Raw genomic sequence first — 14,917 nt, forward strand, 5'->3', positions numbered from 1 at the left:
TTATTTAGCGGATGATTCGGTGAGCGACACGCCTGTTGCCGCTCGCCAGCGCAGCCAGTCAATCAGAACAAACAGCGCCAGACTCACGCCCATCACCGGCAAAGCCAGCCCCAGCAGTGCGCTGATGACCACGGTAACACCTCTTCCCCACCCTGACAGCGCCAGCCAGCTCTGAGCAAGCGTCTGCACCGGATTCATTGCCGACTGTGCCGGACGACGCATCCACCACATCCGGTATCCCCAGATGATAAGCACGCACAGGGCAAGGCCGAAAGCAACGAGCAGCAGCTGATTCACCAGCCCGAATAAGATCCCCATATGGAAATCCACGCCCCAGCGGGTCAGTTTTGCCATGAGCGGGAAGTCCTCGAATCGGGTTCTGTCGAGGATCTGCATCGTACCGGGATCAACCGCAACGGCGTCCACCTGAGTCGGCCAGCTGCGGTCGATTTCCGTTACTGTCCATGCGCGATCCATTGTTTTCGCCGGGCGGATCTCCAGCCTGTTGGCATCAATCCCCGCTTTACGCGCCGCGCTTAACACACCGTCAAACCGCGTCAGATCCATCGCCATTTCCGGCATCATCATTCCGCCGTGATGGCCACGGTGTTCGGCGTGCTCATCCACGCTCTCCGGCACGCCGGATAGCATCGTATTCACCTGCGGGGTTAGCCAGTTCAACTCAGCGCGCAGCTTATCAACATTCCCCCCCGCCCACTGGGACCAGGTCAGGCCGGTTGCAGAGAAGAGCAGCATGCCCCCCAGTAATATCCAGCCGAGCGTCACATGCACCCGACGGCGGTTCTGGAAGCGATTGTTAATCCGGCGTTTTGGTCGGGTATAAAACCACAGGGCAATCCCTCCCAGTGCGGCCACCCACATCCAGGAAGCGGCCAGTTCGCTATAGAGCCGCCCGATATCGCCCAGCATCAGAGAGGTATGCAGATAATCAATGGTCTGACGCAGCGGTAAAATCCCGCTGGTGCCGTACACCGTCATATCTCCCCGCACCGCCAGGCTTACCGGATCGATAAAGATCGCCCGGTTTTCCGAGGGCCCCAGCGTCGGGTCAGCAAACATCACGCGGGTGGTTTCACCTTCAACCAGTCCCGGACGAACGGCGTGCAAACGTAGATCTGAGCCAACGGCCTTTTCCGCCGTGGCGATTTGTTCCGCCAGCGGCTTCGGCTCGCCCACGGAATCCGTATGGAGCGCGTGCCGGTAGAGCGCATTCTCGAGCTGCGGGGTCGCCACGTACAGCGTACCGGTCAGCGCGGCGAAGAAGATAAACGGGCCGACAAATAGCCCGACGTAGAAATGGAGGCGACGCAGCAGGTTTCCCCATGCCGCGCGCGGTGTGCAGGTAGTCATACTTTTCCTTTTTAAGGCAGTAAGTTATCGGTTTATTTTTTTAAAGGGAAAAAGCAGACTGCCGCGGCGGCGCGCGGGTATCAGGGTAAAGCCAGGGGAAAAAGTGCCAGTGGCTGACCGCCTGACGCGGCGGCTTAACGCGAAGCCTTTGCAGCACGATACTGAGCAGCACAATCAGCGCGAGCATCACGCCCGGCACGTGGGCTAACAGCACGCAGTAGCCACAGGCTTCCGCATGGTCAACCGGCATCGTGTGCGGCATATCGCCGTGATGCTCGTCCATCGACATCATGCTCATGTCATGATGCATGCCCGGTATGGCGCTCATGGGGTCTTTCTGCAACGAGACGGAGATAAGGGGTGCCACCACGATCAGCAGGATCGCAAACAGCGCGGTCAATGCCGCTGCGCGTTTCCGGTTAGGCTGATGCAGTACGTTATCCACGTCCCCTCCATTCAAGAGGCAAGCATTGTAAATGATTTATGACGAAAGGGTTAATGCGAGAGGTGCGATGGGATAAAAAAAGGGCCAGCCTTTCGGCCAGCCCTTTCTAACAGGATGTCGCTTAAGCGAATCTTAGTTCAGACGCTCTTTAATACGAGCAGACTTACCAGTACGCTCACGCAGGTAGTACAGTTTAGCTTTACGTACAGCACCACGACGTTTAACAGCAATGCTGTCAACTACCGGAGAGTGAGTCTGGAAGACACGCTCAACGCCTTCGCCGTTGGAAATTTTACGAACAGTGAATGCAGAGTGCAGACCGCGGTTACGAATAGCGATAACCACGCCCTCGAATGCCTGCAGACGTTTTTTGGAACCTTCAACAACCCATACTTTCACTTCCACGGTGTCACCTGGACGGAAGGAAGGTACGTCCTGCTTCATCTGCTCTTGTTCAAGTTGCTTAATAATGTTGCTCATAATTTAATCTCTTATCCTGGGTAAACTGATATTCGGGAGCGTATTACGCATTCCCATCATGTTCATGCTGCTGGTGCGCGTGTTCAGTTTTGAACTCGGCCAGCAACTTTGCTTGCTCTTCAGTCAGAGCCAGGTTTTCCAGAAGTTCAGGTCTTCTAAGCCAGGTTCGGCCCAGCGACTGCTTCAAACGCCAGCGACGTATCTCGGCATGGTTTCCTGACAGTAACACTGCCGGTACTTCCATCCCTTCTAACACTTCAGGACGAGTATAGTGTGGACAGTCCAGCAATCCATCGGCAAAGGAATCTTCCGTTGCCGAAGCTTCATGGCCCAGTACCCCCGGAATAAACCGGGCGACGGAGTCAATCAGCGTCATTGCCGGTAACTCACCACCGCTGAGAACGTAATCGCCGATAGACCATTCTTCGTCAATCTCGGTTTGAATTACGCGCTCATCTATCCCTTCGTAGCGCCCACAGACCAGAATCAGTTTTTGATTCGTCGCCAGTTCGCTCACGCCCGCTTGATCAAGCTTGCGTCCCTGAGGTGACAGATAAATCACCTTTGCGCCTTCACCTGCCGCGGCTTTTGCTGTGTGAATGGCGTCCCGTAAGGGTTGCACCATCATTAACATCCCCGGTCCGCCGCCGTAAGGACGATCGTCCACGGTACGGTGCCGGTCATGAGTAAAGTCACGAGGACTCCAGCTCTGGATGCTCAGCAGGCCATTCTTTACTGCCCGGCCAGTTACCCCGTAATCGGTAATCGCGCGGAACATTTCAGGAAACAGGCTAATTATGCCAATCCACATAGCGCCGTCTTTTACCGTTTATCCGGAGAATTTAAAAACCAGGATCCCAATCTACTTCAATGGTTTGAGTAGCGAGATCGACTTTCTTGATAACCTGTCCATCGAGGAACGGGACCAGCCGCTCCTTGATGCCAAATGCATCTTTCAGGTTTGCCTTAATGACGAGAACGTCATTTGACCCGGTTTCCATCATATCGATGACTTTCCCCAGGCTGTAACCTTCAGTGGTGACTACCTGGCAGCCCATAAGGTCTTTCCAGTAGTAGTCGCCCTCTTCCAGCTGTGGCAACTGCGACGAATCCACGACAATTTCACAATTAGTCAGCGCATTCGCGGCATCACGATCGTCAATGCCTTTCAGCTTGATGATGATGTCCTGATTGTGGTGACGCCAGCTTTCCAGCTCGACCTCTTCCCACTTACCAGCTTTCTGGATGAACCAGGGCTGGTAATCAAAAATGCTATCAGCGTCTTCAGTGGAGGAAAACACTCTGAGCCAACCACGGATACCGTAGCAAGAACCCATTTTTCCCAATACGATCGGTTCAACAGGTGCTTTATTGCTCATCATGACCACCGTGACAGATTAAGCTGCTTTGTTTGCTGCTTTGATCAGCGTAGCAACGCGATCGGAAACAGTAGCGCCCTGGCCAACCCAGTGAGCGATACGATCCAGATCCAGACGGGTTTCTTCTTCTGCGCCAGAGGCCAGTGGGTTGAAGAAACCAACGCGCTCAATGAAGCGACCGTTGCGTGCATTACGGCTGTCAGTCACAACAACCTGGTAGAACGGACGCTTTTTAGCGCCGTGACGTGCTAAACGAATAGTTACCATAACATCCTCTTGTGTGAATAAAACAACCGGGCCCCATCGAGGAACGGAGCCCGGGTGTCATATTAAAAGCCCGAAAATTTTACTCATTTTCGGGCAAAAAGCAATCTCAAAAGCGATTAACGCCCTGGAAAACCGGGAGGCATCATGCCTTTCATGCCGCGCATCATCTTCGCCATGCCGCCTTTCTTCATTTTCTTCATCATGCGCTGCATGTCGTCGAACTGTTTCAGAAGGCGGTTAACGTCCTGCACCTGCATGCCGCAACCGGCAGCGATACGGCGCTTACGGGAACCTTTGATGATTTCTGGCTTGGCTCGTTCTTTCAGCGTCATGGAGTTAATGATCGCCTCCATACGCACCAGCACTTTGTCATCCATCTGGGATTTAACGTTGTCAGGGATCTGGCCCATGCCCGGCAGTTTGCCCATCAGGCTTGCCATGCCGCCCATGTTTTTCATCTGACGCAGCTGCTCAAGGAAGTCGGTCAGATCGAAACCGTCGCCTTTTTTCAGCTTGCTGGCGAGCTTTTCAGCCTGCGCGCGGTCGACCTTGCTCTCGATATCTTCGATCAGCGACAGCACGTCGCCCATGCCGAGGATACGGGAGGCGATACGGTCCGGGTGGAACGGCTCCAGCGCTTCGGTTTTCTCGCCCACGCCGAGGAACTTGATCGGCTTACCGGTGATATGACGAATAGAAAGCGCCGCACCGCCGCGGGCGTCGCCGTCGACTTTGGTCAGCACCACGCCGGTTAACGGCAGCGCTTCGTTAAACGCTTTCGCGGTATTCGCCGCATCCTGACCGGTCATGGCGTCAACGACAAACAGGGTCTCTACCGGGTTGATAGAAGCGTGCACCTGCTTGATTTCGTCCATCATCGCTTCGTCAACGTGCAGACGACCGGCGGTATCCACCAGCAGCACGTCGTAGAATTTCAGCTTCGCTTCTTTCAGCGCGGCGTTAACGATGTCGACAGGCTTCTGGGCAACGTCGGACGGGAAGAAGTCCACGCCGACCTGCTCGGCCAGCGTTTCCAGCTGCTTGATCGCCGCCGGGCGATAGACGTCCGCAGAGACCACCAGCACTTTCTTCTTGTGCTTTTCGCGCAGGAATTTACCCAGCTTACCGACGCTGGTGGTTTTACCCGCACCCTGCAGGCCCGCCATCAGCACCACGGCCGGCGGCTGAGCCGCCAGGTTAAGCACCTGGTTCTCTTCGCCCATCGCCGAAACCAATTCGTTACGAACGATTTTGACGAACTCCTGACCCGGGGTCAGGCTCTTGTTAACTTCATGACCAACCGCCTTCTCTTTTACGCGGTTGATAAAATCACGAACAACCGGCAACGCCACGTCTGCTTCCAGCAGCGCCATGCGCACTTCGCGCAGCGTTTCCTTGATGTTCTCTTCAGTAAGGCGTCCGCGGCCGCTGATGTTGCGCAGCGTGCGCGACAAACGATCGGTTAAATTATCAAACATTGTCTCTCGCCTGAGTAGAAACGTTGGGCCGCATTGAGCGACACATACACAGAATTTTGCCGGAGTATAACATGAAGGCGCCTTTGTTGTTATGCAACGGTTGGAGCAGGCGTCACGTAACGTTATACTGCTTCTCTTTCTTATTAAGACAACTGTCGATGCCTATATGCCTGTTTTCGCACTGATCGCCCTTGTTGCCTACTCAGTCAGCCTCGCGCTGATCATTCCTGGCCTGCTGCAAAAAAACAGCGGCTGGCGGCGCATGGCTATTCTTTCGGCGGTCATCGCACTGATAAGCCACGCGTTTGCGCTGGAATCACGCATTATTCCCGGCGACGGCAGCGTGCAAAACCTGAGCGTCCTCAACGTCGGCTCGTTGGTCAGCCTGATGATCTGTACGGTAATGACCATCGTCGCGTCTAAAAATCGCGGCTGGCTGCTGCTGCCGATTGTCTATACCTTCGCGCTGATCAATCTGGCTTTAGCCACCTTTATGCCTAATGAATTCATTACGCATCTGGAGGCGACGCCGGGGATGCTGGTGCACATCGGCCTGTCACTGTTCGCCTATGCGACGCTGATCATCGCCGCGCTTTACGCCATGCAGCTCGCCTGGATTGATTACCAGTTGAAAAACAAAAAGCTGGCGTTCAACCATGAAATGCCGCCGCTGATGGTCATTGAGCGTAAGATGTTCCACATCACCCAGATAGGCGTGGTGCTGCTGACGCTCACGCTCTGCACCGGCCTGTTTTACATGAAGAACCTGTTCAGCGTGGAGAATATCGATAAAGCAGTGCTCTCCATCATCGCGTGGTTTGTCTATATTGTCCTGTTGTGGGGCCATTATCATGAAGGCTGGCGCGGTCGTCGCGTCGTCTGGTTCAACGTCGCGGGTGCGGGCATTCTCACCCTTGCCTATTTTGGCAGCCGCTTCATACAGCAATTTGCTGGCTAAGTTATAAAAGGAGTTCCCCCTGGAACACATCTCTACCACCACGTTGATCGTTATCCTGATCGTCATGGTGGTCATCTCCGCCTATTTCTCCGGCTCGGAAACCGGCATGATGACCTTAAACCGTTACCGGTTGCGTCATCGTGCTAAACAGGGTAACCGTGCCGCCCGCCGCGTTGAAAAACTGCTCCGCAAGCCGGATCGGCTGATAAGCCTGGTGCTTATCGGCAACAACCTTGTCAATATTCTGGCCTCAGCCCTCGGCACCATCGTTGGGATGCGCCTGTACGGCAACGCCGGGGTCGCGATTGCTACCGGCGTGCTGACGTTTGTGGTGCTGGTGTTTGCCGAAGTATTGCCAAAAACCATCGCCGCGCTTTACCCGGAAAAGGTGGCCTACCCGAGCAGCTTCCTGCTGGCACCGCTGCAGATCCTGATGATGCCGCTGGTATGGCTGCTGAACATGGTCACGCGCGTTTTAATGCGGATGGTGGGGATCAAAGCCGACGTCACTATCAGCAGCGCGCTCAGCAAAGAAGAGCTGCGCACCATCGTGAACGAATCCCGCTCGCAGATCTCCCGGCGCAATCAGGATATGCTCCTGTCGGTGCTGGATTTGGAAAAAGTGAGCGTGAACGACATCATGGTGCCGCGTAACGAAATCGTCGGTATCGACATCAACGACGACTGGAAAGCCATTGTCCGCCAGCTGACACACTCTCCGCATGGGCGCATCGTGCTCTATCGCGACTCGCTGGATGACGCCATCAGCATGCTGCGCGTGCGCGAAGCCTACCGTCTGATGACCGAGAAAAAAGAGTTCACCAAAGAGGTGATGCTGCGCGCCGCCGACGAGATTTACTACGTGCCGGAAGGTACGCCGCTCAGCACGCAGCTGGTTAAATTCCAGCGCAACAAGAAAAAAGTCGGCCTGGTGGTCAACGAGTACGGCGATATTCAGGGCCTGGTGACGGTCGAAGATATTCTGGAAGAGATTGTCGGAGACTTTACCACATCGATGTCCCCTTCCCTCGCGGAGGAAGTGACTCCGCAGAACGACGGTTCGGTGCTGATTGACGGTAGCGCGAACATCCGTGAACTCAACAAAGCCTTTAACTGGCATTTGCCGGAAGATGAAGCTCGTACCATGAACGGGATGATTCTGGAAGCGCTTGAAGAGATCCCAGCGGCGGGCACGCGGGTGCGCATTGAGCAGTACGATATTGATATCCTGGACGTGCAGGACAATATGATTAAGCAGGTGAAGGTGCTGCCCGTTACGCCACTTAGGGAAAGTATTGCCGAATAAAACGTAGGCCGGGTAAGGCGAATGCCGCCACCCGGCACTACAGGTAGCAAATTAGGCTTTCGCTTTCGCCACGGTCACCATCGCAGCGCGAATGGTACGGCCGTTCAGGGTGTAACCTTTCTGCATCACGCCCAGCACTTTACCGGCTTCAATCTCTTCAGATTCCACCATCGCAATGGCCTGGTGAACGTTTGGATCCAGCGGCACATCGGTATCCGCAATCACTTCCACGCCAAACTTACGCACGACATCGAGCATGGATTTCAGCGTCAGTTCGATACCTTCGATCATCGCCGCGTTGTCCGGATTCGCTTTGTCAGCCACTTCCAGCGCGCGGTCGAGGCTATCGATCACCGGCAGCAGTTCGTTGACGAATTTCTCCAGCGCAAATTTATGCGCCTTCTCAACGTCCTGCTCGGTGCGACGACGCAGGTTTTCCATTTCTGCCTTGATGCGCAGAACGGTGTCGCGTTCGCGATTCTGTGCTTCTACCAGTTGGGCTTCCAGATTCGCAATTTTTTCATCGCGCGGGTCCACCTGCTCAGCAGATGCGTCTGGCTCTACAGCCTCAACTTCATCGTGCTGTTCCGTGATAATTTCTTCAGGGGCTTGCCCCTCAGGCGTTTTCTGTTCTTTACTACTCATGAATTTCTCCGCGTTTTTCTGCATTCATCTCGCTAACTTCGCTTATTATGGGGATCAGTTTCCTGGATTCAAGGGAACAAGAGAGATTGTCATCATTCATCAGGCACAAGGACCTCCAGAAAATGAATAATCATTTCAGGTGTATTGGGATCGTCGGGCATCCGCGTCACCCTACCGCATTGACGACACATGAAATGTTGTATCGCTGGTTATGTAGCAAAGGCTATGAAGTGATGGTCGAGCAGCAAATTGCGCAGGAACTGCAGCTGAAGAGCGTCAAAACCGGCACGCTGGCGGAAATTGGTCAACAGGCCGATCTCGCCGTGGTGGTGGGCGGCGATGGCAACATGCTCGGCGCGGCACGCACGCTGGCGCGTTATGACATCAAGGTCATCGGTATCAACCGCGGCAATCTCGGCTTTTTAACCGACCTCGATCCGGACAACGCGCAGCAACAGCTGGCCGACGTGCTGGAAGGTCATTATATCAGCGAAAAACGCTTTTTACTGGAAGCGCAGGTGTGCCAGCAGGACTGTCAGAAGCGCATCAGCACCGCGATTAACGAGGTGGTGCTTCATCCCGGCAAAGTGGCACACATGATTGAGTTCGAAGTTTATATCGACGAAATCTTTGCCTTCTCCCAGCGTTCTGACGGGTTGATTATCTCCACCCCGACCGGCTCAACCGCCTACTCGCTTTCTGCGGGCGGCCCGATCCTGACGCCCTCTCTGGATGCTATTACGCTAGTGCCGATGTTCCCGCACACACTCTCCGCGCGCCCGCTGGTGATTAACGGCGACAGTACGATACGTCTGCGCTTCTCGCACCGCCGTAACGACCTGGAGATCAGCTGCGACAGCCAGATCGCGCTGCCAATCCAGGAAGGTGAAGATGTTCTTATTCGCCGGTGTGATTACCACCTGAACTTGATTCACCCGAAAGATTACAGCTATTTCAACACATTAAGCTCGAAGCTTGGCTGGTCAAAAAAATTGTTCTGATTTTGCATCCAGTACTTTACTGTATAAAAAACCAGTTTATACTGCATGAAAACACAGTTATGGTTTTTCATACAGGAAAACAATTATGCTGGCACAACTGACCATCAGCAACTTTGCCATTGTTCGTGAGCTTGAGATCGATTTCCACAGCGGCATGACGGCGATCACCGGCGAAACCGGTGCGGGTAAATCCATTGCCATTGATGCCCTCGGCTTGTGCCTTGGCGGCCGTGCAGAAGGCGACATGGTGCGCATGGGCGCAAACCGCGCCGATCTTTGCGCACGTTTCTCCCTGAAAGATACCCCTGCAGCCCTGCGCTGGCTGGAACAAAATCAGCTCGAAGATGGACGTGAGTGTTTACTTCGCCGCGTGATCAGCAGCGACGGGCGCTCCCGTGGCTTTATCAACGGCACGGCAGTCCCGCTCTCCCAGCTCCGCGAACTCGGCCAGCTGCTTATCCAGATCCACGGTCAGCACGCGCATCAGCAACTCGTCAAACCAGAACAGCAGAAAGCCCTGCTTGATGGCTATGCGGGTGAGTACGCGCTTACTCAACTTATGGCGGAGCACTACCGCCAGTGGCATCAGAGCTGCCGCGAGCTCGCCCAGCACCAGCAGCAAAGCCAGGAGCGCGCCGCGCGTGCGGAGCTGCTGGCGTACCAGCTTAAAGAGCTGAACGAATTCAACCCGCAGGCGGGTGAGTTTGAACAAATTGACGAAGAGTACAAGCGCCTCGCCAACAGCGGCCACCTGCTCTCAACCAGCCAGAATGCCCTCAACATGCTGGCAGATGGCGAAGACGTTAACCTGCAGAGCCAGCTGTACAATGTCCGTCAACTGGTCACCGAACTGGCCGGCATGGACAGTAAACTTTCTGGCGTACTGGATATGCTGGAAGAGGCCGCGATTCAAATCTCAGAAGCCAGTGACGAACTGCGTCATTATTGTGAACGGCTGGACCTCGACCCGAACCGCCTGTTTGAGCTGGAGCAGCGCCTTTCTCGTCAGATTTCACTGGCGCGCAAGCACCATGTCACGCCGGAAGAACTACCAGGCTATTATCAGTCTCTGCTCGAAGAACAGCAGCAGCTTGACGATCAGGCGGATTCGCAGGAAACCCTCTCTCTGGCCGTGAACCTGCATCATCAGCAGGCGCTGACCACGGCGAAAAAACTGCATGAGATCCGTCAACATTACGCTCAGGAGCTAAGCCAGCACATCACCGACAGCATGCACACGCTGGCGATGCCGCACGGTGTATTCACCATTGATGTCCGTTTTGAAGAGAACCACCTGACAGCAGAAGGGGCGGATCGCATCGAGTTCCGCGTCACCACCAACCCGGGGCAGCCGCTGCAGGCAATCTCCAAAGTGGCATCCGGTGGTGAACTGTCGCGTATTGCGCTGGCGATTCAGGTGATTACCGCGCGTAAAATGGAAACCCCGGCGCTGATTTTCGATGAAGTGGATGTCGGCATCAGCGGCCCAACGGCGGCAGTGGTGGGTAAACTGCTGCGCCAGCTAGGTGAGTCAACGCAGGTGATGTGTGTCACCCACCTGCCGCAGGTCGCGGGCTGTGGTCATCATCACTTTATTGTCAGTAAAGAAACCGACGGCGAAATGACCGAAACGCACATGAAGCCGCTGGATAAACGCGCGCGTCTTCAGGAGCTGGCACGACTGCTCGGCGGCAGTGAAGTCACGCGTAACACGCTCGCGAACGCGAAAGAACTGCTGGCGGCATAAACTTTTTCGGGATCTCAGGGTCATACAGAACAACAAAAACGCCGCCAGACCGGTTTCAAAGTGGGGCAAGGTCTATTATCATCGGCATATTACATATGAGCCGCGTTCTGCTCGGGCCCGAAAAGGAATCAAATCACTATGCGTTGTAAAATGCTGACCGCTGCCGCAGCGGTTCTTCTGATGTTGACCGCAGGCTGTTCCACTCTGGAGAAAGTGGTTTACCGTCCTGACATCAACCAGGGGAACTACCTTACCCCTAACGATGTGTCCAAAATCCGCGTGGGGATGACACAACAGCAGGTCGCTTATGCACTGGGAACCCCGATGATGACCGATCCGTTCGGCACTAACACCTGGTTCTATGTATTCCGTCAGCAGCCTGGCCACGAAAGCGTGACCCAGCAGACCCTGACGCTGACCTTCAGCAGCGCCGGTGTGTTGACCAACATCGACAACAAACCTGCCCTGACAAAATAATCAGAAGCCAGAAATGCAAAAAGGTGCTCAACGAGCACCTTTTTTGTTTTTCTTTATCCCTTCCCCCCTTTGGGAAGAGGAACAGGGTGAGGGGAAGAAGCGCTACTTACCCGCCTTCTCCGCACGCTGGCGACGCAGCTCTTTCGGGTCGGCAATCAGTGGACGATAAATCTCCACCCGATCGCCCTCTTTCAACACGTCGCCCAGCTTCACCGGACGGCTGTAAATCCCGACCTTGTTCTTCGCCAGGTCGATATCTCTGCGAAGCTCAAGGATGCCGGACGCGCGGATAGCCGCCTCAACGGTGGCACCCTCTTCCAGCATTACACGCTGTAGGTACTGCTTCTCCGGCAGCGCGTAGACCACCTCTACAGCAATCTTATGCGACACTGTAAACCTCTTTGGCGCGGGTGGTAAACGCCTGAACCATATTTGACGCCAGCTCTTTAAAGATGCGGCCAAACGCCAGCTCAATTAGCTTATTGGTGAACTCAAAGTCCAGATGGAACTCAATGCGGCAGGCGTCAGCGCTCAGTGGCGTAAACTTCCAGCCACCCATCAGGGTTTTAAATGGACCATCCACCAGATGCATCAAAATACTCTGATTGTTAGTCAGCGTATTGCGGGTGGTGAACGTCTTGCTGATCCCCGCTTTGGAGACATCCACCGCCGCAGTCATCTGCGTCGGGCCAGACTCCAGAACGCGGCTCCCGGTACATCCCGGGATAAACTCTGGATAAGACTGAACATCGTTCACTAACTGATACATTTGTTCCGCGCTGTAAGGAACGAGCGCAGTACGGCTAATCTGAGGCATAGCATTTTCCATGGTCACACAACGGACAAATAATAACATTTATCACCTGTTAAAAAAACGCTAAGCCTCATCTCGTGCTAAGATAGCGCGTTAGACCTCACAGGACGCAATGAGGTGACTTTTTGAAATCAGATTACCGACGGCTTTACGACACTTATGACGAAGAAAAAAGCACATAAACCAGGCTCGGCGACCATTGCGCTCAACAAGCGTGCTCGCCACGAGTATTTCATTGAAGAAGAATTCGAAGCTGGCCTTGCGTTGCAGGGCTGGGAAGTAAAATCGCTGCGCGCCGGGAAAGCCAACATCGGCGACAGCTACGTGATCCTTAAAGATGGCGAAGCCTTCCTGTTCGGCGCGAACTTTACGCCGCTGACCGTCGCCTCGTCGCACTACGTATGTGACCCAACGCGCACCCGCAAGCTGCTGCTGAACAAGCGTGAGCTGGAATCCCTCTACGGACGCATCAACCGTGAAGGTTTCACCGTGGTCGCCCTGTCACTGTACTGGAAAAATGCCTGGTGCAAAGTGAAAGTTGGTGTCGCGAAAGGTAAAAAACAGCACGACAAACGTACTGACCTGAAAGAACGCGAGTGGCAGTTGGATAAAGCGCGCATTATGAAAAACGCAGGACGTTGATTCTGCACACTTATTGTACTATTCAATAAGTTAGCGTTCCGGGCTGGTATCCAGGAAGTGAAATCTGGTATACTTAGTTCAACACTATTGGGGCTGATTCTGGATTCGACGGGATTTGCGAAACCCAAGGTGCATGCCGAGGGGCGGTTTGCCTCGTTAAAAGCCGCAAAAAAATAGTCGCAAACGACGAAAACTACGCTTTAGCAGCTTAATAACCTGCTTTGAGCCCTCTCTCCCTAGCTTCCGCTCTTAAGACGGGGATCAAAGAGAGGTCAAACCCAAAAGAGATCGCGTGGAAGCCCTGCCTGGGGTTGAAGCGTTAAAACTAATCAGGCTAGTTCGTTAGTGGCGTGTCTGTCCGCAGCTGGCGTGCGAATGTAAAGACAAACTAAGCATGTAGTACCGAGGATGTAGAAATTTCGGACGCGGGTTCAACTCCCGCCAGCTCCACCAAAATTCTCCATCGGTGATTACCAGAGTCATCCGATGAAGTCCTGAAAGCCCGCACGGCGCAAGCCCTGCGGGCTTTTTTGTGCCCTCAATTTGTCCCGCTAAGTCTGATGCCAACTAATTAAATCCGAACCTTTTAGGCACCTTGTTAGGCACCTCATAAAGCTTTATTGTTTTTGAGGTGCCTAAAACTATGGAAACCCGGCAATGGCAAGACAAACCAAACCTCTATCCGTTAAAGAAATCGAATCAGCCAAACCCAAAGAAGCGGACTACGTTCTCTATGATGGTGATGGCCTTGAGCTACTCATCAAATCCAGCGGGAGTAAAATCTGGCAGTTTCGCTATATTCGCCCTGTCACCAAGAAGCGCGCGAAGAAGAGCATCGGCCCCTACCCATCAATTACCCTTTCCGATGCCAGAAACTACCGGGCAGAGTCTCGCTCACTCCTCGCGAAACAAATCGATCCACAGGAGCATCGGCAAGAACAACTTCGCAGTTCGCTGGAAGCCAAAACCAATACTTTCCAGCTCGTGGCTGAACGTTGGTGGAATGTGAAGAAGGCCAGTGTGACCGAGGACTACGCAGAAGATATCTGGCGCTCTCTTGAAAGAGATGTTTTTCCTGCAATTGGCGACGTCAGCGTTACAGATATTAAAGCTCATACACTAGTTCAGGCCGTCCAACCGGTTCAGGCCAGAGGAGCATTGGAAACCGTTCGTCGCCTGTGCCAACGCATTAATGAGGTCATGATCTATGCCCAAAACACAGGGCTAATTGATGCTGTTCCCAGCGTTAATATCGGTAAAGCATTCGAGAAACCGCAGAAGAAAAATATGCCCAGCATTCGACCGGATCAGCTACCACAACTGATGCAGACAATGCGAACAGCCAGCATTAGCCTTTCCACACGCTGCCTGTTCATGTGGCAACTTCTTACTATTACCCGCCCTGCCGAAGCGGCTGAAGCTCTCTGGGAAGAGGTTGACATAGAAGCACGAGAATGGAAGATTCCTGCAGCACGCATGAAAATGAACCGCGACCATACTGTTCCATTGTCAGATGGAGCAATTGCGATACTGGAGATGATGAAGCCGTTAAGTGGAAATCGAGAATTTATCTTTCCCAGTCGCATTAAGCCTACCCAGCCGATGAACAGCCAGACAGTGAATGCTGCACTCAAGCGTGCTGGCTTAGGAGGCGTACTCGTATCACACGGTTTACGTTCTATCGCTAGTACGGCACTCAATGAGGAAGGATTTCTGCCTGATGTCATTGAAGCAGCACTGGCTCATGTAGACAAAAATGAGGTACGTCGCGCTTATAACCGCAGTGATTACCTTGAGCAACGGCGACCGATGATGCAATGGTGGGCTGATTTTGTTATGGCTGCTGATCGCGGAAGTATGATTGAGGGAGGTATGAGGGAAGAGCGTTTAGCGGGATGACGGATAAT

At 53.8% G+C, this 14,917-nt stretch carries 17 protein-coding genes and 1 other RNA gene; 8 read left to right on the plus strand and 10 right to left on the minus strand.

What is annotated here, in order from left to right; genetic code table 11:
* The 7 genes from HBA26_RS16370 to ffh form a co-directional block, all read right to left on the minus strand.
* Positions 1–1,371, minus strand: a complete 1,371-nt coding sequence (locus HBA26_RS16370; RefSeq protein ID WP_166720959.1) for a PepSY-associated TM helix domain-containing protein — start codon at positions 1,369–1,371, stop codon at positions 1–3.
* 40 nt (positions 1,372–1,411) lie between these two features.
* Positions 1,412–1,816 carry a DUF2946 domain-containing protein gene (locus HBA26_RS16375; protein WP_126345015.1) on the minus strand — a complete coding sequence of 135 codons (405 nt, stop codon included), beginning with the start codon at positions 1,814–1,816 and terminating at the stop codon, positions 1,412–1,414.
* A gap of 132 nt (positions 1,817–1,948) precedes the next feature.
* Positions 1,949–2,296: a 50S ribosomal protein L19 gene (gene rplS / locus HBA26_RS16380; RefSeq protein ID WP_002914145.1), complete on the minus strand. Its 348-nt coding sequence runs from the start codon at positions 2,294–2,296 to the stop codon at positions 1,949–1,951.
* Between the two features lie 43 nt (positions 2,297–2,339).
* Positions 2,340–3,107: a tRNA (guanosine(37)-N1)-methyltransferase TrmD gene (trmD, locus tag HBA26_RS16385; protein WP_014832949.1), complete on the minus strand. Its 768-nt coding sequence runs from the start codon at positions 3,105–3,107 to the stop codon at positions 2,340–2,342.
* Positions 3,108–3,138: 31 nt separating this feature from the next.
* Positions 3,139–3,678 (minus strand): ribosome maturation factor RimM, encoded by a 540-nt coding sequence (gene rimM, locus HBA26_RS16390; protein WP_028014127.1) that lies wholly within the window; start codon positions 3,676–3,678, stop codon positions 3,139–3,141.
* 15 nt (positions 3,679–3,693) lie between these two features.
* Positions 3,694–3,942: a 30S ribosomal protein S16 gene (gene rpsP, locus HBA26_RS16395; protein WP_022649067.1), complete on the minus strand. Its 249-nt coding sequence runs from the start codon at positions 3,940–3,942 to the stop codon at positions 3,694–3,696.
* A 116-nt stretch (positions 3,943–4,058) separates the two neighbouring features.
* The gene (gene ffh / locus HBA26_RS16400; protein WP_003863132.1) at positions 4,059–5,420 is read right to left on the minus strand and encodes a signal recognition particle protein; all 1,362 of its coding nucleotides are present in this window, start codon (positions 5,418–5,420) and stop codon (positions 4,059–4,061) included.
* Between the two features lie 166 nt (positions 5,421–5,586).
* On the opposite strand from ffh, the gene HBA26_RS16405 reads away from it, so the two are divergent.
* Positions 5,587–6,378: an inner membrane protein YpjD gene (locus HBA26_RS16405; RefSeq protein WP_032645009.1), complete on the plus strand. Its 792-nt coding sequence runs from the start codon at positions 5,587–5,589 to the stop codon at positions 6,376–6,378.
* Positions 6,379–6,397: 19 nt separating this feature from the next.
* Positions 6,398–7,684, plus strand: a complete 1,287-nt coding sequence (locus tag HBA26_RS16410) for an HlyC/CorC family transporter (RefSeq protein ID WP_032644905.1) — start codon at positions 6,398–6,400, stop codon at positions 7,682–7,684.
* A 51-nt stretch (positions 7,685–7,735) separates the two neighbouring features.
* On the opposite strand, the gene grpE is transcribed toward HBA26_RS16410, so the two are convergent.
* Positions 7,736–8,329 carry a nucleotide exchange factor GrpE gene (gene grpE, locus HBA26_RS16415; protein ID WP_032644906.1) on the minus strand — a complete coding sequence of 198 codons (594 nt, stop codon included), beginning with the start codon at positions 8,327–8,329 and terminating at the stop codon, positions 7,736–7,738.
* Positions 8,330–8,451: 122 nt separating this feature from the next.
* Here grpE and nadK point away from each other — a divergent pair, with 122 nt between their 5' ends.
* The 3 genes from nadK to bamE all read left to right on the plus strand — a co-directional run bounded on the left by nadK (position 8,452) and on the right by bamE (position 11,554).
* Entirely contained in the window at positions 8,452–9,330 is an 879-nt protein-coding gene (gene nadK / locus HBA26_RS16420) for an NAD(+) kinase (protein ID WP_008502500.1), read from the plus strand.
* 85 nt (positions 9,331–9,415) lie between these two features.
* Entirely contained in the window at positions 9,416–11,077 is a 1,662-nt protein-coding gene (gene recN, locus HBA26_RS16425; RefSeq protein ID WP_048957964.1) for a DNA repair protein RecN, read from the plus strand.
* A 138-nt stretch (positions 11,078–11,215) separates the two neighbouring features.
* Entirely contained in the window at positions 11,216–11,554 is a 339-nt protein-coding gene (bamE, locus tag HBA26_RS16430; RefSeq protein ID WP_028014132.1) for an outer membrane protein assembly factor BamE, read from the plus strand.
* A 102-nt stretch (positions 11,555–11,656) separates the two neighbouring features.
* Here the strand turns inward: bamE and HBA26_RS16435 are convergent, their stop codons facing one another.
* Together HBA26_RS16435 and HBA26_RS16440 are read right to left on the minus strand one after the other, a co-directional pair.
* Entirely contained in the window at positions 11,657–11,944 is a 288-nt protein-coding gene (locus HBA26_RS16435) for an RnfH family protein (RefSeq protein ID WP_126345014.1), read from the minus strand.
* The gene (locus tag HBA26_RS16440; RefSeq protein WP_008502504.1) at positions 11,934–12,371 is read right to left on the minus strand and encodes a type II toxin-antitoxin system RatA family toxin; all 438 of its coding nucleotides are present in this window, start codon (positions 12,369–12,371) and stop codon (positions 11,934–11,936) included. Before HBA26_RS16440 ends, HBA26_RS16435 begins: the two co-directional genes overlap by 11 nt.
* A 156-nt stretch (positions 12,372–12,527) precedes the next feature.
* On the opposite strand from HBA26_RS16440, the gene smpB reads away from it, so the two are divergent.
* The 3 genes from smpB (at position 12,528) to HBA26_RS16455 (ending at position 14,909) form a co-directional block, all read left to right on the plus strand.
* Positions 12,528–13,010, plus strand: a complete 483-nt coding sequence (gene smpB, locus HBA26_RS16445; protein WP_008502505.1) for an SsrA-binding protein SmpB — start codon at positions 12,528–12,530, stop codon at positions 13,008–13,010.
* A gap of 89 nt (positions 13,011–13,099) precedes the next feature.
* Positions 13,100–13,463, plus strand: a transfer-messenger RNA (tmRNA) gene (gene ssrA / locus HBA26_RS16450).
* A 204-nt stretch (positions 13,464–13,667) separates the two neighbouring features.
* Positions 13,668–14,909 carry an integrase gene (locus tag HBA26_RS16455; protein WP_024274573.1) on the plus strand — a complete coding sequence of 414 codons (1,242 nt, stop codon included), beginning with the start codon at positions 13,668–13,670 and terminating at the stop codon, positions 14,907–14,909.
* Positions 14,910–14,917: the final 8 nt, after the last annotated feature.

Origin of the sequence: Enterobacter sp. 725m/11, from assembly GCF_011683705.1 — a bacterium.
In the GTDB taxonomy this organism is placed as follows: Bacteria; Pseudomonadota; Gammaproteobacteria; order Enterobacterales; family Enterobacteriaceae; genus Enterobacter; species Enterobacter bugandensis.